This is a genomic window from Sulfobacillus thermosulfidooxidans (assembly GCF_001280565.1).
GTDB classification, from domain to species: Bacteria; Bacillota; Sulfobacillia; order Sulfobacillales; family Sulfobacillaceae; genus Sulfobacillus; species Sulfobacillus thermosulfidooxidans_A.
This window is the reverse complement of sequence record NZ_LGRO01000001.1, coordinates 2,015,431-2,032,408: the sequence shown is the minus strand read 5'-3', so window position 1 is coordinate 2,032,408 and position 16,978 is coordinate 2,015,431. Positions and strand designations below refer to the sequence as shown.

The following is a 16,978-nucleotide window of genomic DNA, read 5'->3' as shown; positions in this document are numbered from 1 at the left end:
AAAGGCCGCAGGCGAAAGGAGGGCCATCAGTGAAAGCTACCGGCATTGTGCGCCGAATAGATGACTTGGGTCGGGTGGTGATACCCAAAGAGATACGGAGAACGTTACGGATTCGTGAGGGAGACCCCCTAGAAATTTTTGTCGACCGGGATGGAGAGGTGATTCTCAAAAAATACTCACCGATTGGGGAATTGGGAGATTTCGCCAAAGAATATGCGGATTCGTTATATGAGGCGGTCGGCCACATTGCCCTCATTGCGGATCGGGACGCCGTTATTGCGGTGGCCGGAGCTCCTAAAAAGGAATTTCTGAATAAACCCTTGGGTGCTTTGGTGGAAAAGGCGATGGAAGAACGTAAAACGCTGGCCTATAATCGTGGCGATCACAAACCGAAGGGTAGCTTAATTGGGGATGATGAAGACGATAAGTTCCTGGCGGAAGTTATCGCACCGATTATTTCAGAAGGCGATCCTATCGGAGCCGTCATCATTTGCAGTCGAGAACCTGATGTACGTATGGGAGAAATGGAGATTAAATTGGCAGAAACAGCGGCGGGCTTCCTAGCGAAGCAGATGGAACAATAATTTTCACCCGTCATCCTCCACATCCCACTCTTATCCGGTAGGAAGTCCGCAATGGTCGCTGAGTCGTGCCGATCATTGCGGTTTTCTTATGCACCATATGTCCTTACTCGAATCTTATGACTACACACCATGTGGCGGAGTCGGTGCTGGCTGGAGATTCCACGTGTCATAGCCTTCCGAGTCGGGCCTACCCGGGAAATCAATAGGATCAAAATTAAAGTTGATCGCATAAACTTTCCACGGCGCGCCTTGGGACGAATGGGGCAATTTGGTTAACCATAGAGTTACAATTTCGGTAGTATTAACATGACCACCGGGTTTATAGATGTGAGTTACCGTTAAGCGGTAATCGACAATGGCCTGGGACGCGGTTAATGAATAAATGGCTTTTTGCGCGATGTCCATGTGGATTGATGCCAGCCGAGGCGGATTTTGCTCGGCAAGCGACCGCATTTCATCGTAAAGCCATGCCGTAAAAAAATCGGCCTGGCTGCCTCTCACGAGATATTGGTCAAGCATCGCTAATTGCTTTGCGGATTCCCTGGGATTTAAGGCGAGTTCCGCCTGTAAGACTTGATTGGTGACAGCAAATATCTGCTGTTTAGGTTCTTGAAGACGGTGATAGCCGACAATCCCCGCTGACACAAAAATGGCAACACCGGCAGACAAGATAAGCCAAATTCGTCGCTTTCTCATAGCAGGTCCGCCTTTCCTTTTTTTAGTATAGGGATTTATGATACAAACGCAAGTCATTTAGGCATAGCGATTGTTAAAGGCTGACGCCCTATAAGACGTCTTGCGTAATAGCATTTGGGTTAGGCATGATAAGACAGGGCTTGTGGCAGGATTTGCTTGGGAGGCGGAGAGATTGGGATATGAAGTAGGCGAAAAATCGCAAGCGTGGTTTGAACGAGCCACACGAGTTATTCCTGGAGGGGTCAATTCTCCTGCGCGGTCCTTTCGTGCGGTGGGGGGAGATCCTCCCGTAGTGATGGTGCGAGGTCTGGGACCCTATTTTGAAGATGTTGATGGGCGGCGCTATATTGATTATCTTGCCGCTTTTGGGCCGTTGGTCCTGGGCCATGCGAATCCCCATGTCGTGCAAGCGATTAAAGATCATGTGGATGAGGGCACTTTATGGGGAACCCCTGCCCCTAAGGAAATTGAACTGGCAGAAGAGTTGGTCGCGAGCATTGACGGGCTCGACCAAGTACGGTTTACATCAACAGGTACGGAAGCGGTCATGTCGGCCATCCGATTGGCCCGTGCATTTACTGGCCGACCTGTGGTGGTCAAATTTGAAGGGGCTTATCACGGCCATAGTGATGGCATGTTAGTAAAAGCGGGTTCAGGCGCGTCCACGGTAGGCACACAAGACAGCCTTGGCGTCCCTTGGGGCGTGGTGAAGGACGTCGTCAGTTTGCCCTACAATGATATTGCCATTTTGGAAGAAACCTTGGCCAAAATGGGTGATCAGGTGGCGTGTGTTTTGGCGGAGCCGATTGTGGGCAATATGGGTATTGTTCCACCGAAAGATGGCTACCTGCAACAAATGAAAGAGTTAACCCATAAGGCGGGAGCGCTGTTAATCTTTGATGAAGTGATTACCGCATACCGGTTCCACTATGGATCGGCGGCGTCATTACTCGGAGTTATTCCTGATCTCTATGCATTAGGGAAGATTATTGGCGGAGGATTACCGGCAGGGGCCTATGGAGGACGTTATGACGTTATGCAGTACGTCTCTCCCCTGGGCGGCATGTTTCAAGCCGGCACTTTAGCTGGCAATCCCTTGTCGTCGGTGGCAGGGCTTGCGACCTTGGAGGTGTTGAAACGCGAGGAGCCGTATCAGCGCATGGCAGAGCTTGCGAAGATTCTAGAAGAGAATATTCTAGAAATTGCTCAGGAATTTGATCAACCCATTACTATAAACCGTGTGGGATCAGCGTTTACTGTGTTTTTCCAGGAAAATCCGGTTTATGACTATACCACGGCTAAAATGTCTGATCCGGTGAAATTTGCACGGTTTCACCGGCTTATGTTGGAACGGGGAATTTATTTGGCGCCTAGCCGCTTTGAAGCCTGGTTTGTGTCCGCCGCGCACACAAGACAAGAGATTGATAAAACGCTCGAAGCCTGTCGCGAGAGTTTTCGGGAATTGGTCCGGGATTAATCAGGATGAAGTCTCAGAACAAGCTCACAAGAGCTTGTTCTTTTTATTATCTCCCACCGAATATCCTGCATGAGAAGCAATGACGCAGGTTAGGTGGTTGGGTGATGAAGAAAAGTACGTTGTGGCGGGGAGCTTTTTGGTTATCCCTGGGTGCTCTGATATCGAAGTCCATTGGAGCCATTTACCGGATTTTTTTGCCGCGCATTTTAGGGGACTATGGCGTCGGGCTTTTTCAAATGGCCTATCCATTATATGCTTTGCTACTCGCTGTATCTGTGAATGGAATCCCAACAGCATTATCCAAAGAAACAGCAGAAAAGTTATCGCATCATGACATCAAATCCGCAGAACAATTAGCTGCTTGGGCTCAAATTTTTCTTTCCGGAATTGGCTTGGTAATGGCCGTCATGTTGGAATTTTTGGCACCTTGGGTTGCACGTTACGTTTTTCATGAACCCGAAGCGACGTTATCCATTCGTGCATTGGCACCCGCTTTGGCGTTTGTTGCCTCTGAGGCGAGTTTGCGGGGATATTTTCAGGGATATCAAGAGATGGCTCCAACGGCCATCTCGCAAATTTTGGAACAAGTTTCCCGGGTAGCGGTGATGTTTCCCTTAGCTTTGATGTGGTTGCCTAAGGGAACTGCTTGGGCAGCCGCCGGGGCCACTGTGGGCGCTCCCGTCGGGGCTATGATCGGCATGCTTTTTTTATTGGGGGCCCGGTTAAAAAGAAGACGGTGGGTTTTATACCGTCCCATTCCCTGGTCCGAGTTGCGGCAATTATTTTTGGTGGCGATGCCGATGTCCTTGTCAGGTCTTTTGTTTCCGTTGATGTTTCTGGCTGATTCCATGTTTGTGCCCGAACAGTTAGTGAAAACGGGTTTAAGTTTGCGTCAAGCCACGGCTCAATTTGGCCGGTTAAGTGGGGAGGCCATGCCGTTAATTAATTTGACCATGGTGGTGGGGGCAGCATTGGCGGTATCACTTGTTCCGGCTATTGCACAAGCCATGGCCGAAAATGACCCGAAACTGGCCGCCAAACGGGTCAATCTGGCGGTGCATATGATTTGGCTATTAGGATTACCTATGGCCGGCGGGTTAATTGTATTAGCGAAACCGCTGACGCGATTGTTATATGGAGAAAGCGGCGCCATGCGGGCTTTGCAGGTCTTGGCTGTGGGCAGTGCCATTTTGGCTATCCAACAGGTCTTAGGGTCTTCGTTGCAGGCTAGTGGGCATGGATGGATTCCCGTGAAAAATTTATTATTCGGTGCTCTGGCCAAATTTGTTTTGACATGGTGGTTAACCCCTTTGCCCTCCTTGGGTATTCGGGGAGCTGCGATTGGAACGGTGGGGGCCAGCGTTGTGACAGCATGGCTCAATTGGAAAGATTGGTCAAATATTGTGCACCCGTTGGATAGTCCCTGGAAAGATGCTATGTGGCCTTTTGTGGGGACCATCGTGATGGTCATGGGGATTCAGACCTGGATGCGATTTTGCCATATCCCAGGGATTATTGGACCCGTCGTGAGTGCGATAGGGGTGGGAATCATCATTTATTTTGTGCTAATGGCCGCTTTAGGCGAGTTAAATGTGTTAAAGGCCTTGCGAGAATAGGCTAAAACCCTATATTCTTTGGTATGTCAGGGATAACCTGGTATACTGAGATATCGCTTTGAGGAAAGGAGCCTGGAACGTTGTCCGAATGGACATTTCGCCCTTCAGGTGACGCAGAAGATCGTTTTATTATTGAAGGCCCATTTGACGGGGAAGATCTCTATGCGCGCATTGGCGCCTATTTTCCCGGCAATTCGCGGGCGCTTCTTCTGCCCCAGGGTGAAACGCCCAGGGAAATCGAGTGGCAAGATCTCAAGACGATTCAATTACAAGCGGGAGACCGCTTGCAACTTCCGGGTAATCCGACCTCCGTCGGTCCTTTAGAGCATGTCATGACGCGGTTATTAGCGGAAGATGGCTGCCCATGGGACCGGGAACAAACTCCTTTGTCCCTCCTCCGCTACTTACTGGATGAAAGCTATGAAGCCAGTGAAGCGATTGTTGCCGGGGATGAAGCGGGATTGGCAGACGAATTGGGCGATGTCCTGCTGCAAGTCGTGTTTCACAGCGCCATAGCGAAGACGTTTTCTTTAGCCGATGTGGTTCACGGACAAGTGGCGAAGCTGATTCGGCGGCATCCTCATGTCTTTTCTGATGAACACTGGACAACCGCCTCAGCAGTCGCTAGCCAGTGGGATCAACTCAAAACGCTGGATCCCCCGAGAACTCATGTGGCCGAGTGGGTATACCCGAGTTTAGTCTGGGCAAGGCGTCTTGGTAAACGCGGAATTTTGCCAACGAGTAACGTTTTCAATGCCGTATCCGAACTCCTTAAGGTATATATTGGAAATGGTGAGGGAAAACTGGAAGAAACGTTGGCAGATGCGGCCTGGGCCGTTGCCGACGTGAGCCGTCAGTATCATCAGGATGCGGAATGGTCCTTATGGACACGATTGGCGTTTTTCAGTAATGGCATGAATTTCTCCTAAGCGAGACAGGATTTTTTCTCTTTTTGGCGAATAACGAGCATGAATCTCAGTGAAATTTAGTGAATGATCAGGAGGGATGGCAGTGAACAAAGCGGATTTAGTATCAAGCGTAGCGGAACGGGCCGGTATGAGTAAGAAGGATGCTGAGCGTGCCGTCAACGCCATGGTGGAGTCCATCGAAGAAGCCTTAACCAAGGGTGATAAGGTTTCATTGGTAGGTTTCGGAACATTTGAAGTGCGCGAACGCGCAGCTCGAATTGGACGGAATCCGAGGACGGGCGACACCTTGGAAATTGCGGGAGGCAAAGTGCCGGCATTTAAAGCTGGAAAAGCTCTTAAAGAGTCCGTGGCTAAATAATTCGTGGTGTTTGAACGAGCCCTGCTGTTCGCAGGGCTTTTTTGCATGGCATGATAAGCAATAAGAGTGTACAGACAGTAAAACAGTAAAGGAGTGGTTCCATGCGTATTGACAAGTTTCTAAAAGTTAGCCGGATTATAAAACGACGGACCTTAGCCAAAGAGGTGTGTGATAGTGGGCGGGTGTCGGTCAATGGCAAGGTCGTCAAGGCAGGATACGAAGTTCATGTGGGCGACCAATTGGAAATCCAATTGCCGTCTGGAACAAGGCGCGTCGTCATTGAAAAGATCGTGGAAAATGTTCCGGCCAACCGCGCATCAGAACTTTTTCACGAGGTCTAGCCCGGCTTTTTCCGGCATAAGCTTCTATGACATCGAAGAAAGCGGGGCTGTGCCATGGACGAAAAACGCGACAAGACTCGCACCCATCTCTTGACCTTGACTAACCGCACTCAATTAGCCATTGAAGGGGTTCAGCATGTAGAAAATTTTGATGATGACGTCATTATGTTATCCACGGATATGGGCATTTTAACCATCAAGGGACATAATTTGCGCATCCACCAGCTGGATCTCGATTCCGGCAGTTTTGTAGCCGAAGGGGATATTGATTCTCTCGTATATTCCCGCAAAAAGCCTGGCAAAAGTGACGGAACATGGGCGAGATTATGGCGCTAGGAGTGATGTCTTCATCATGTCACCGGAATTCACCATTGCGGCATGGCTGTTAGCCGGGATTAGTTTAGGGCTATTATCGACAATTTATGGAGCCATGCGCACGCAATGGCACATCTGGAATCTCATTGGTCATTTTTTGGACTGGCTATGGTTTGTTATCGCGGCTCTTTTGATTTTAGTCGTCTATTTGTGGACGGATTGGGGCGTGTTTCATGCGTGGAGCTTGTTGATTATCGCGCTAGGTTACGGGTTATGGGTCTGGTTGGCTGCCCCAACAACCTTTATTTGGGTATCACGGATTTTGTTTGTTCAGGCGCGTATGGTCTTTTATGTGACATTTCCCTTCCGTTGGTTTCTCTCCACACTGATCGCACCGTTTCCCCATGTGCTGTTCTCGTTCCGTCAAAAAATCCTGGCCAGCAAAAAAAAGCCTCCTTCGCCTCCGCCTAATTCCCCCGAAATGTAGTGCGAAAACCTCTTGCCTGTTTTATAATGTAAAAACCATGTCATAATTTTGTAATAAGTTTGTACACAGTTTGTACACAACCTGTGGATAACTTGGAGAGATTATGCAAATTGAAATTCGCGGACTCGAAAAATTATCATTTCGTGAACGGCAAGTGGTGGCTTTAAAGGAAACAGGAGTCTCCAGTGAAACCATCGCGAAACGGTTGGGCTTGTCGCCGGCGACAGTGGCAACGCTTTACAACCGGGCGAAAACCAAAGGGTATCAAGTCGTTCTGGTCATTAGTGGGGATCCGTTGGGCGTTATGGCCGCGGAGGATGAGGACGAGGAGGAGATTTAGTGGCTATTGCTGGACAAAAACGGGTACGCTTACGTTGGAATTGGAAGCGCTTTGTCACCGTGTTTGTGTTGGGGTATTTAAGTTTTTGGACCGTTCAATCGGGAATCCATATTTGGGTTTTGTGGCATGATGAACTGACGTTAAATCACAACATCCAAGCTGTGCAAACACAAAATGCAAAATTGCAACAGGATATTCAAGAACTAAAAAATCCGGTGATGGTTAAAAATATGATTACGGGAAAGATGGCCATTCCTGATCCGGCTCTCAGTCAACCGTAGAACTGTCGTAGTCACCAAAGCCATTTTTTGCTAAATGATAGTGAGTCTTTCAACCTTTTACCGATTGACAGTTATGACCTTGCATCTTATAATTAACGTTGTCGTGAGGCGAGTTGAGCTTTTATTTAGGAGGAAAATATAAGACGTATGCCGTCTGAACTTGAAGTAGGGCAGATCGTAGAAGGAACTGTGAGCGGTATTGCACCGTTTGGAGCTTTTGTTGTATTGCCCACCGGAAAGACTGGGCTGGTTCACATTTCGGAAGTGGCAGATGCATACGTTAAGGACATCAAAGATTATTTGAAAGAAAGTGACAAAGTTACGGTAAAGGTTCTCTCAATGGATCCTTCCGGGAAAATTGCACTTTCAATTCGTCAAGCTCAACCCAAGGCTCAACGAGAAACACCGTCACCACGTGATGCGGGACATCGTGAGCGCCGTGCTTCATCGCAAACATCTTTTGAAGATAAAATGCAACGGTTTATGAAAGATAGTGAGGACCGGTTGCAGGATTTACGAAGGAATACAGAATCTAAACGGGGCGGTCGTGGAGCGAGCCGCTAATTAGTCGCTAGTTAAATAACAATTTGCCGGGATGGCGGAATAGGCAGACGCAGAGGACTTAAAATCCTCCGGGCAGGGATGCTCGTACCGGTTCAAGTCCGGTTCCCGGCACCATTATACGCGTGATAAATGCGTTATTTTTTTATTTCTTAAAGTATTTCTCATTTTACCCTCTTATCCTTGAGATTGGAAATCATTCCATTTGCCACAAAAAAACCCGGTTGGTAATTTTTTATGGAGCTCCCCGAAGACAACCAAACCGTTTATTATGATTGATAGGGATAATGAGGGGGATACGCATCAATGATCAATCGTCAAAGCCGTAATCGCAGCATTGTGTTTATGGCCGTAATCACCGCATCCTTTGCCGTGGTGGGGACCCGATTTTGGTATTTGCAAGTCAAAGAAGGCAGTCATTACGAAGCCTTAGCGCAAGCTGACACCTTGCGTAAGCTACCGATTCCAGCACCCCGAGGTAACATTGTGACTGCGGACGGAAAGGTTGTGGCGACATCAAAACCGTCCTGGACACTATATTACCTCGCCAATGGGCAAAATATGCCCTCGTCCGAATTGACCTTGTTGGGCAAGGAATTAGGCGAGTCGCCTGCGTACTTGAGTCAGTTGATCAGTAAGCAAATTGCGCAGCTACCACCTTACGATCCGGTCGTGATTACCTCAGGACTTACGGCCAGTGAAATGACCAACATTGAAGAAAATATTAATGAACTGCCCAATTTGCGCATTCAACCCATTGCGGTCCGTTATTATCCCTACGGCAATTTGATGGGGAATATCATTGGTTATACGCAGCGTATCAATGCCCAGGAATATCAACAGCTGAAAAATAAAGGGTTTTCTATGACCTCGATTGTTGGTGCGGCGGGTTTGGAATATGAATACAATCAATATCTTCATGGCCATGCTGGTGGGGAATATGCAGAAGTGAACCGGCAAGGGCAACTTGTGAAGCTGCTCAGCCGTTCTGGTCCGACTCCAGGAGATACGCTGCATTTAACGATTAATTGGCGCCTGGAAGAAACGGCACAAAACTCCTTAGCGTATGTGATGAAAGCCATGCGACATTCTACCGTAGGCTTTTCACACAGTGCGGGCGCAGTGCAAGGGGCTGTGATTGCCATGAATCCCAATAATGGCGATATCTTGGCAATGGCGAGTTTACCGACTTATAATCCCAATAAGTTATTGCCGACAAATCCCAAAGAATATAGTAGCTATTACAATAAGTTAGCCACCAGCCCCTTAGCCAAAATGGGCATTAGCCCTTTCATTGATGAAGCCATTTCGGGGTGGTTTGCACCGGGATCGGTATTTAAACCGATTATGGCTGTAGCCGCCTTGGCTTCGGGAGTCATAACTCCCACCACCGAAATCTACGATCCCGGCTACTTTCCTAAAGATCGCGCTTTTGGCAACTGGTATGCTCCTGGTTTTGGCTGGTTGAATGTTGAGCAGGCTTTAGGACTGTCTGATGACGTGTTTTTCTACACCTTGGGTTATGACATGGGCATCAATACGATGGACAAATGGATGCGGAAGTTCTTGTTGAATAAACCCACGCACATTGATTTACCAGGAGAGATCACGAGTCAAATTCCCACACCCGCTCGTTTAGCCGCATCAGGACAAGGCCCTTGGACCTGGGGATGGAATTTGAATACTGTGATTGGCCAAGGTATTGCCCGCTATACCCTGATTGCATTGGCTCGTGCTGACGCGGCCATTGCCAATGGCGGGACCTTGTATTGGCCACATTTGGTGAGCGAAATTACCACGCCTTCGGGCAAAGTCGTGAAAAAGTTTAACCCAGTAGTCCAAGGAAAAATTAATTTACCCTATTCTATCTGGCATGCTGTGCACCAGGGCATGGATATGTCTGCACAAGATCCCGATATTGCTAAAGGCGTCTCGGGAACCGGTTATGGCGCGTTAGCGGGGCTTCCGGTACCCGTCGCATCGAAAACGGGGACGGCTCAGGTCGTGGGGCAGTCAAATAATTACAACGCCTTCTTCTTGACTTATGGTCCCATGCCGCATCCTCAAATTTTGATTCTGGTATATATCCGCGAAGGAAATTGGGGAGCAGACTCCGGATTTGTGGCGCGAGCTATTTACGATCAGTATTTCAAAATTCAAGATCCCAAGGCGCAGCCTTTATTTGACAGTGTTTTTGGTCTGAATTGGAAGTGGCCTTATAGTTATCAAAAACCGGCGGCGCCGAAATATTAACGGCTTGAGGATGAATGGCGGCGGCGGTTCCAATAGTATTTGATGGATGCCAAATTTTGTTTCATCAATTCAGGAAGAGGTAATGCATCAACCACTGCTTCTGGCGGTGGTTCACCTTGTGCTCCAACCTCTTGCCATGTACTACCGGACTCTACCGGCCAAAAGGTTATTCCTCCTTGGCGGGCAATCTTATGGGAGAGCGAGCAAAATGACCCGGGAACTGTTAGAACCACATCAATGTGGTGGGCGACCAGGGCCTTGGCTGCGGTCGGTCTCCGGTGGGTTTCGGCGGTATAACCCGGATTGGGATAATCTGCGGTGACGTTGTTCTCGGTATCCCGGACCCGGATTATCGGTCCATCCGGCAGCGGTACAATAGTTTCGTGATCGGGTCCAATTACAGCTCCTATACGCATTTTCATCACAGTCCTTTTCTCGTTCATTTATGCACGGCACAACTCATGAGGCATCATCATTCAACAAGGCGTTGATCCGTTCCCGAAAACTATCGGGCCAAGCATGACTTCGCTGAGTTTCCTGGTCAATCAATACGACCGTACTGTCTTGATTGGCAATTAAGGTGCCATGTTCTTTTTCTATAACCAAATGATAGAGATTTAAGGAGGATCGGCCTATCGATGCAATCCCCGTATAGACTTTCAGCACTTGGCGAAAATAGGCCGGTGCGAGATAACTAATGGATTGCCTGGCTAACACCAAAGAATAACGTTCAGACCACCAGTCGAAATCTTCCCCGATTAAACTATCGATAAACTCGGTGCGGGCCTGTTCAAAATAAATAACATAAGACACCTGGCTGACATGCTTATTCGCATCGGTTTCACAAAAACGCACGCGTATTTCCGTTTCATGGACAAAGCGTTTGCCGCCTATCAGAATTCCGTTCATAACCAGCCTGCCTTTCGTATCACGATGGTTGGGAGAAGTAATTGTATGGCTTTGGGCATCTCCTCGAGCGTCTTAATGGTTAGATCGGCCTGACAATGAGCAGGCGACAAGGGGTCCCAACCGTCTTGCTCTTCCCCTACGTCATGGCGCTTCAGATGAACGGCAAAAACCGATGCCCGTTTAGCTCCCAAAACGTCATGGGCCAGACGATCCCCAATATGTATATCTAGATCCGGGATGCCATCAAAAATCCGGGGATCGGGTTTAGTAAATCCCCTTTCGGATCCGGTCCATGATGCCAATATCTTATCCCATCCGAGCGCCTTGAGATAGGGGAGTTGATTCGTCATAAAGCCGTTGGTGACCAAATGCAGGCGCACGGGATAATTAAAAGACCAGTGCAAGAAATCCCACACATCGGGATAAACCAAGGGAAGGACCTGGGAGCGAGGAGGCACGGCGGGATCGGGCAAATAGGCCTGAAACAGAGTGTGGACAATGTCTTTCCAGTCATAGGCCCCGGCAGATTGACCCTTTTGGAGCCGCAGCAGGCTTTCTTGCAGCATAAGTTGCCACAGTTCAGGCCATGACTGGCGACGGGATTGGCCAAAGGATATCAGCCACGGTTTGAGGTGAAGTCGCCAATATGGGTTTTGCATAAGCGTACCGTCAAAATCGCAACTGATATTCAGGGGCCTTGTGAGCACAAATAGCCTCCTTGCGGATAATTTCACAAACTTTGTGGGAACTTGCTTTAATTTTGTTATTATAGACGAAAAGTTGATAAAGGGTGACGGGATCAGCATGCTAATTGTGCAAAAATATGGCGGCAGCTCGCTGCAATCGGCTGAGCATATCAAAAATGTTGCAAAAAAAGTGCAGCACACCGTAGAACAAGGGCATCAAGTCGTTGTCGTGGTATCGGCCATGGGAGATAGCACGGATATTCTGTTGGAACTGGCTGAGCAATTGGCTACCATGCCCTCCGCCAGGGAACTGGATCAATTATTGTCGACAGGGGAAACTCAATCGAGTGCGTTGATGGCGATGACGCTCGAACACTTAGGTATTCCGGCCAAATCATTTTCAGGACGCCAAGCCGGAATTATTACCAGTTACGATTATGGAAAGGCACGCATCGAACAAGTTGACCCCAAAGAACTCCGCAACGCTTTGGCGGTAGGCATTACGCCGGTAGTGGCCGGTTTTCAAGGAGTCACTCGTTCGGGCGACGTGGCTACATTAGGACGAGGAGGATCAGATCTCACCGCTATTGCCATCGCTAATGCTTTAGGAGCCGACCGCTGTGAGATTTATTCGGATGTGGCAGGCGTCTACACGGCCGACCCGCGCATCATTCCTTCCGCTTCCCCGTTGGGCATGTTGAGCTACGATGAAATGCTCGAATTGGCCAGTCAAGGGGCTCAAGTATTACAGACTCAAGCGGTGGAATTTGCCAAAGGACAACAAGTGCCAATTTACGCTCGCTCTACCTTTAGTGATGAACCGGGAACCATAATCAGCGAAGGAGAAAGTATTGAAAAACCTCCCGTGACGGCAGTGGCTTTAAACCGTCATATTGCGAAATTAGGCCTATTAGGTGTTCCGGATGCCCCAGGGGTGGCCGCATTGATTTTTGGCGAATTAGCCAAACACGGCATTAACGTGGAACTCATTATCCAAGCGGTTTCCCATAATCAATTAAATGACATTGCTTTTACCATCGAAGAACAGGACGTAAAAAGAGCCGAACCCATTGTGAAGAGTTGTTTACAGCAACTAGGGGGACACTCACTAGTCATTGATACGCATGTGGCTAAAGTCTCCGCGATTGGATCGGGGATGCTGGGACGTCCTGGTGTGGCGGCGCGGGTGTTTAAGGCATTGGCCAACGGGAACATTAACATTCAAATGATTGGTACCTCAGAAATTAAGATTTCGTGCATTATTGATCGTAGTGATGCGGAACGTGCTCTCGCCCTTATCCATGAAGAATTCAATTTGGGAAAATCAGCCGAAATGATTGAGGACTAAGGGGTCAAAAATTTGTGATGCGAATTCTTAAAAAAGAAGGGCAGCAGTGCTGCCCTTCTTTGACTTGTGAGGAGTCTTAGCTTCGGGTTAACGAGGCTAAGTTGATGCCCGGGACCGGAGTAGGGGGACCATTTTTCCTGCCATAATTCCCATCACGCGTAATCCAGCCTGGACATCTTTGTCCTTCATAACGCGCATAAGGCCTGCTAACCCGCCTAAATGTTGCATGTCTTGTGCCGATTCTTTGACCGCCTCTTGAAAAGTATTGCGGAGAACTTCCGCGAAGGAAGCTTCCCCCGCCATATCCAAGATGGTTTGAAAAAAGGCGTTCAAATTTTCCCGGGTTAGGGTTTCGGAAGCGAGACCGACGACCGTGGCTAATTGGGTAAAGACGCCTTGTGCACGCATTTCGGCCAATAATTCTAATAACTCCTTAAGAGTGGGAAGAGCCTCAGCGGGGAAAAAACTCGAGGCTTCAGCTGCGTAGCCCGTGATGACACTCCCCATGGGTCCTTCCAATAATTTGGTCAGGACCGTTACCAAATCGCCTAACTGTGCTAGGCCTTGCCATTGGGCTTCCGTTAACACGGACTGTGGACGCTGTAATTCTGTCTGTGGCATTCCCATCACCCCTTTGTCAGCATTTCCGTCAGAAAGTCTGCTACGGGGATGCCCCAATCCGGTACTTTGCCTTTGGTGCGGAAAAACATCTCTTTATACTACACTTTGAGCAAATAGGGCACATGCCCCATCCGAAAGACTTCGCGGTTGCCGCCATACCATGTATTGGAACTAATATAGAAAGCTTGGTTATTGCCCATGTCCCCAATACAGTCAACAATAGGCTTCATTGGTTGATCGGCCAATTCTTTATTCATCAGACCCACATCTTTGGCAATTTGGCGGGCTGCAACTTCTGCTCCCATGTGGGCCAAAATCCCCAATTTGGGTACTGTTACTGCAGCCGCATCCCCACACGCAAACACATTAGGATATTTGGGATTGCGCATGGTCATATCGGTAATAACAAATCCAACGTCGTCGGAAATGGGCAAATTCTTCATGAAAGCATGGGGGACCCAGTCAGGGAAGATAATTTTCAATTCCGCATCTAAACTGGGGCCATTGGCGAATTCAATCCCGTCTTTGGTAATCCGGGTAATATCGTGGGTATTGTTCCGGTAATGAAAACCCATTGTGCCTGCTTTGGCCAAGAGAGCATGGACAATCCCTTGCCCCGCGTCCTCGGCGATCCACTCGGCCGGGGTAAATACCGTAACTTTGTCTGGTCCCCCTAAGTTACGGGACTGCAGCCAGTTTCCCATGGTTAACATGACTTCTACTGGAGGACCTTCACAGGCTGCTTCAGCAGTGGGAACTAAATCGCGGGTCTTCGTTCCCTGGTGAAAGCGAGCGGAACCGATGGCGACGGGTCCTCCTTTATATTCATGATAAAGGTAATGCCGCAATCGATTGCCGTAATAGGTATCGCTGACGGTGTGGCCATATTCCCGAAATCCTTCAATTTTGTCATAGGCTAAGCGGGCACCGACCGCGATAACCAGGTAATCATAGTGAATGCGATCGACAGCCGCTCCGAGCCTTTCGACGGGTAGAAATTCCACGGTTTGCGTTTCCACATCGATGCCTTGTACATCTCCCTGAATGAAATCCATATGATCTTCTTTCATGGCAGGTATCAGAGGCATATGCATGGAATAAAGAGGATTACGATTTTCAAATACTTCCATAGGAATATTGGGGACAAACAACAGGTACGTTTTGCGATCAATAACGGTGATGTTTACGGCATCACCCGCCATTTCCCGGACTTTTTGAGCAGCACCGAGACCTGCGAAATTTGAACCTAGTACCAAAACGTGTGGTTTTGCCATGACGGCCCACCTCCTTTGTACAATTGCATGCTAGGGATTATCATCTCCTTTTCAAATAAATTGACACCAACAATTTCTGGATTAGATGCCAACAACTTACGTCAAACACGATCTGGACGTATGATGAAAGAAAAGCACCAGAATCATCCGAAAGGAGACGAAAAAAACGGGCATTATTTATCATATTGTGTTAATTGCGCATATCGCGACGGCATTGGGAGGATTTTTAGGAGCCCTTGCTTTATCCATTGATGCTTACCGCTGGCGTCATCAACGGGAATTACCGGACTACTTTTGGAGATATCAAACTTATGTGCAGATTAATACCGTCCTATTGGGCGTATTTGGTACGACCCTATATCTCATGGGAGGGCGCCCTAAGGTCGAATGGCATTTGCTCTACGGGGCGATGGCTTTGTTGACGGTGATGGCACAAAGGGGAGTGGGAAAAGGACGTCAGCTCCGTCAAGTCTTGGCCGAAGATTATGGACGATTTCATGAAGTGTGGGTATATTTTGGCCTAAATTTGTTTTTAATGGCGATGTATGGCCGGGGATTGACGACAGGTTTTTTTGGATTTTAATAACTGTGAGCCATAAAGGAAAGGAAACCCTTTATGGCCCACATCGGGTCATTTAGGTTGAGGAATGGATAGGGCCCATTTTTTGAATACCGGGGTACGGACAAAAGCAAAAGCGAGAGCTTTCTTAGCCAGTGGCCATTCGCGGCCCACGCGAACAACTTGGTGTTCTTTAGACCATAGAGATTGGCGCACGAATAATCCCTGCCCATCTCCGAGGTCCAGGACGCAGCTCATTTCGTGATCATATTCCCGGTGCTTTGGCGTGGCATTTTCTAAATCCTGCACGAGATTATATGCTGCCACTTCTGCTTGCAACATCGCAGTATGCCCTTGTTTCGGCCCTTCAAATGCAACGGCACTCCCGGCTACGTAGATATCGGGATAATGAATAGATTGCATGTCTTTTCCCGTTTCCAGCCAGCCCCGAGCGTTGTCCGAGACTAACGCTTGTTGGGCCTCTTCGCCCCGGAATGGTGGGGTGACAATGGTGAGGACAGAGGGCAATTCTTCTCCGTTCGATAAAATAACACGGTCTTTTTGTACTTCGCGCACTTGAACTGGCCCATGGCGCTGAATATGATGGGCGGCAAAGACTCTTTCCAGGAATGCACTAGCCTTAGGTCCAGCGGGTGCCCACAGTTTGGGCAGGGGATCGATAAATTGGATGGTTCCGGTTAGATGGTGATGGGTCATATAGTGCGATAACTCCAAGGCTACCTCAAATGCTGGACCGCCCGTTTGGACATTTTGAGCCCATCCTACGACCACAGGCCCTCCCTGATAGGCTGATAAGGCTTGTTTTAGGGCCAAGGCAGATTCCAACGTGCACACATTATACCCATGGTCCTTTAAACCCGGTATGTCATCATAAGCCAATTTTTCGCCTAGAGCGACAATCAGTTTATCGTAAGACACCGGTCCTTTGCTGGTTTCAACGGTTTTTTGGTCGCCGTCTATCGATAATATGGATGCCTGAATAAATTGAATACCTGATCTGTGATAAACCGCTGGCAAGTCAAATGTAATCGATTCCGGCGTGGCTTTTCCAAAAGCTACGTTGACTAATGAGGGGCGGTACACAAACCGGGAGCTTTGATCAATAACAGTAATGTGATGCCGCGACAGATCGAGGTGCTTTTTAAGTTTTAAGGCGGCTGTCAGACCTCCAAACCCACTCCCTGCAATCACAATGTGCGCCATAATAGTTTCCTCCCATTGCATTAATGCAATTTATTTGCAATTGCACTCATTATACGATTAATGTAAATGGATGGTCATGGCCCATATGGTCGTGATCGGGATAGTTCGAAAGAAGGAAT

At 48.5% G+C, this 16,978-nt stretch carries 21 protein-coding genes and 1 tRNA gene; 15 read left to right on the top strand and 7 right to left on the bottom strand.

What is annotated here, in order from left to right:
* Positions 1 to 29 precede the first annotated feature (29 nt).
* Complete coding sequence (gene spoVT, locus AOA63_RS10030) at positions 30 to 584, top strand: stage V sporulation protein T (protein ID WP_020374303.1); 555 nt, start codon at positions 30 to 32, stop codon at positions 582 to 584.
* Positions 585 to 704: 120 nt separating this feature from the next.
* Here spoVT and AOA63_RS10025 read toward each other — a convergent pair whose 3' ends face one another.
* Entirely contained in the window at positions 705 to 1,280 is a 576-nt protein-coding gene (locus AOA63_RS10025; protein ID WP_053959571.1) for a hypothetical protein, read from the bottom strand.
* Positions 1,281 to 1,452: 172 nt separating this feature from the next.
* Here AOA63_RS10025 and hemL point away from each other — a divergent pair, with 172 nt between their 5' ends.
* The 12 genes from hemL to mrdA all read left to right on the top strand — a co-directional run bounded on the left by hemL (position 1,453) and on the right by mrdA (position 10,238).
* Positions 1,453 to 2,757 carry a glutamate-1-semialdehyde 2,1-aminomutase gene (hemL, locus tag AOA63_RS10020; RefSeq protein ID WP_053959570.1) on the top strand — a complete coding sequence of 435 codons (1,305 nt, stop codon included), beginning with the start codon at positions 1,453 to 1,455 and terminating at the stop codon, positions 2,755 to 2,757.
* A 104-nt stretch (positions 2,758 to 2,861) separates the two neighbouring features.
* Positions 2,862 to 4,373 carry a putative polysaccharide biosynthesis protein gene (locus AOA63_RS10015; protein WP_053959569.1) on the top strand — a complete coding sequence of 504 codons (1,512 nt, stop codon included), beginning with the start codon at positions 2,862 to 2,864 and terminating at the stop codon, positions 4,371 to 4,373.
* 80 nt (positions 4,374 to 4,453) lie between these two features.
* Positions 4,454 to 5,302, top strand: a complete 849-nt coding sequence (locus AOA63_RS10010; RefSeq protein ID WP_053959568.1) for a MazG nucleotide pyrophosphohydrolase domain-containing protein — start codon at positions 4,454 to 4,456, stop codon at positions 5,300 to 5,302.
* Between the two features lie 82 nt (positions 5,303 to 5,384).
* Positions 5,385 to 5,660 carry an HU family DNA-binding protein gene (locus AOA63_RS10005; RefSeq protein WP_020374308.1) on the top strand — a complete coding sequence of 92 codons (276 nt, stop codon included), beginning with the start codon at positions 5,385 to 5,387 and terminating at the stop codon, positions 5,658 to 5,660.
* Positions 5,661 to 5,761: 101 nt separating this feature from the next.
* Positions 5,762 to 6,001 carry an RNA-binding S4 domain-containing protein gene (locus AOA63_RS10000; protein WP_053959567.1) on the top strand — a complete coding sequence of 80 codons (240 nt, stop codon included), beginning with the start codon at positions 5,762 to 5,764 and terminating at the stop codon, positions 5,999 to 6,001.
* A 54-nt stretch (positions 6,002 to 6,055) separates the two neighbouring features.
* Positions 6,056 to 6,337 carry a sporulation protein YabP gene (gene yabP / locus AOA63_RS09995; protein WP_053959566.1) on the top strand — a complete coding sequence of 94 codons (282 nt, stop codon included), beginning with the start codon at positions 6,056 to 6,058 and terminating at the stop codon, positions 6,335 to 6,337.
* Positions 6,338 to 6,353: 16 nt separating this feature from the next.
* On the top strand, positions 6,354 to 6,803 hold the full coding sequence (gene yabQ, locus AOA63_RS09990) for a spore cortex biosynthesis protein YabQ (protein ID WP_053959565.1): 450 nt from the start codon (positions 6,354 to 6,356) through the stop codon (positions 6,801 to 6,803).
* Positions 6,804 to 6,906: 103 nt separating this feature from the next.
* Entirely contained in the window at positions 6,907 to 7,143 is a 237-nt protein-coding gene (locus tag AOA63_RS09985; RefSeq protein ID WP_053959564.1) for a sigma factor-like helix-turn-helix DNA-binding protein, read from the top strand.
* Complete coding sequence (locus tag AOA63_RS09980; RefSeq protein WP_053959563.1) at positions 7,143 to 7,424, top strand: hypothetical protein; 282 nt, start codon at positions 7,143 to 7,145, stop codon at positions 7,422 to 7,424. The genes AOA63_RS09985 and AOA63_RS09980 overlap by 1 nt, the downstream gene beginning before the upstream one ends.
* A 147-nt stretch (positions 7,425 to 7,571) precedes the next feature.
* Positions 7,572 to 7,988, top strand: coding sequence for a S1 RNA-binding domain-containing protein (locus AOA63_RS09975; protein ID WP_053959562.1), 417 nt, complete (start codon positions 7,572 to 7,574; stop codon positions 7,986 to 7,988).
* A gap of 25 nt (positions 7,989 to 8,013) precedes the next feature.
* A tRNA-Leu gene (locus tag AOA63_RS09970) sits at positions 8,014 to 8,102 on the top strand.
* Between the two features lie 189 nt (positions 8,103 to 8,291).
* Complete coding sequence (gene mrdA / locus AOA63_RS09965) at positions 8,292 to 10,238, top strand: penicillin-binding protein 2 (protein ID WP_053959561.1); 1,947 nt, start codon at positions 8,292 to 8,294, stop codon at positions 10,236 to 10,238.
* Here mrdA and AOA63_RS09960 read toward each other — a convergent pair.
* Genes AOA63_RS09960 through AOA63_RS09950 form a run of 3 tightly spaced genes read right to left on the bottom strand, consistent with a single transcriptional unit; the run spans position 10,235 to position 11,854 of the window.
* A complete protein-coding gene (locus AOA63_RS09960; RefSeq protein ID WP_139061559.1) occupies positions 10,235 to 10,681 on the bottom strand; it encodes a hypothetical protein in 447 nt (148 codons plus the stop codon). The genes mrdA and AOA63_RS09960 overlap by 4 nt on opposite strands.
* Positions 10,682 to 10,697: 16 nt before the next feature.
* Positions 10,698 to 11,147, bottom strand: a complete 450-nt coding sequence (locus AOA63_RS09955; RefSeq protein ID WP_053959559.1) for an acyl-CoA thioesterase — start codon at positions 11,145 to 11,147, stop codon at positions 10,698 to 10,700.
* Complete coding sequence (locus AOA63_RS09950; RefSeq protein ID WP_053959558.1) at positions 11,144 to 11,854, bottom strand: HAD family hydrolase; 711 nt, start codon at positions 11,852 to 11,854, stop codon at positions 11,144 to 11,146. Before AOA63_RS09950 ends, AOA63_RS09955 begins: the two co-directional genes overlap by 4 nt.
* Positions 11,855 to 11,951: 97 nt before the next feature.
* Between AOA63_RS09950 and AOA63_RS09945 the strand changes: the two genes are divergently transcribed.
* Entirely contained in the window at positions 11,952 to 13,181 is a 1,230-nt protein-coding gene (locus AOA63_RS09945) for an aspartate kinase (protein ID WP_053959557.1), read from the top strand.
* 96 nt (positions 13,182 to 13,277) lie between these two features.
* On the opposite strand, the gene AOA63_RS09940 is transcribed toward AOA63_RS09945, so the two are convergent.
* A complete protein-coding gene (locus tag AOA63_RS09940; protein WP_053959556.1) occupies positions 13,278 to 13,802 on the bottom strand; it encodes a DUF1641 domain-containing protein in 525 nt (174 codons plus the stop codon).
* A gap of 98 nt (positions 13,803 to 13,900) precedes the next feature.
* Complete coding sequence (locus AOA63_RS09935) at positions 13,901 to 15,076, bottom strand: NAD(P)/FAD-dependent oxidoreductase (RefSeq protein WP_171822679.1); 1,176 nt, start codon at positions 15,074 to 15,076, stop codon at positions 13,901 to 13,903.
* 187 nt (positions 15,077 to 15,263) lie between these two features.
* On the opposite strand from AOA63_RS09935, the gene AOA63_RS09930 reads away from it, so the two are divergent.
* Positions 15,264 to 15,659, top strand: coding sequence for a hypothetical protein (locus AOA63_RS09930; RefSeq protein ID WP_242848312.1), 396 nt, complete (start codon positions 15,264 to 15,266; stop codon positions 15,657 to 15,659).
* 48 nt (positions 15,660 to 15,707) lie between these two features.
* Here the strand turns inward: AOA63_RS09930 and AOA63_RS09925 are convergent, their stop codons facing one another.
* Complete coding sequence (locus tag AOA63_RS09925; RefSeq protein WP_053959554.1) at positions 15,708 to 16,859, bottom strand: NAD(P)/FAD-dependent oxidoreductase; 1,152 nt, start codon at positions 16,857 to 16,859, stop codon at positions 15,708 to 15,710.
* Between the last annotated feature and the right edge of the window lie 119 nt (positions 16,860 to 16,978).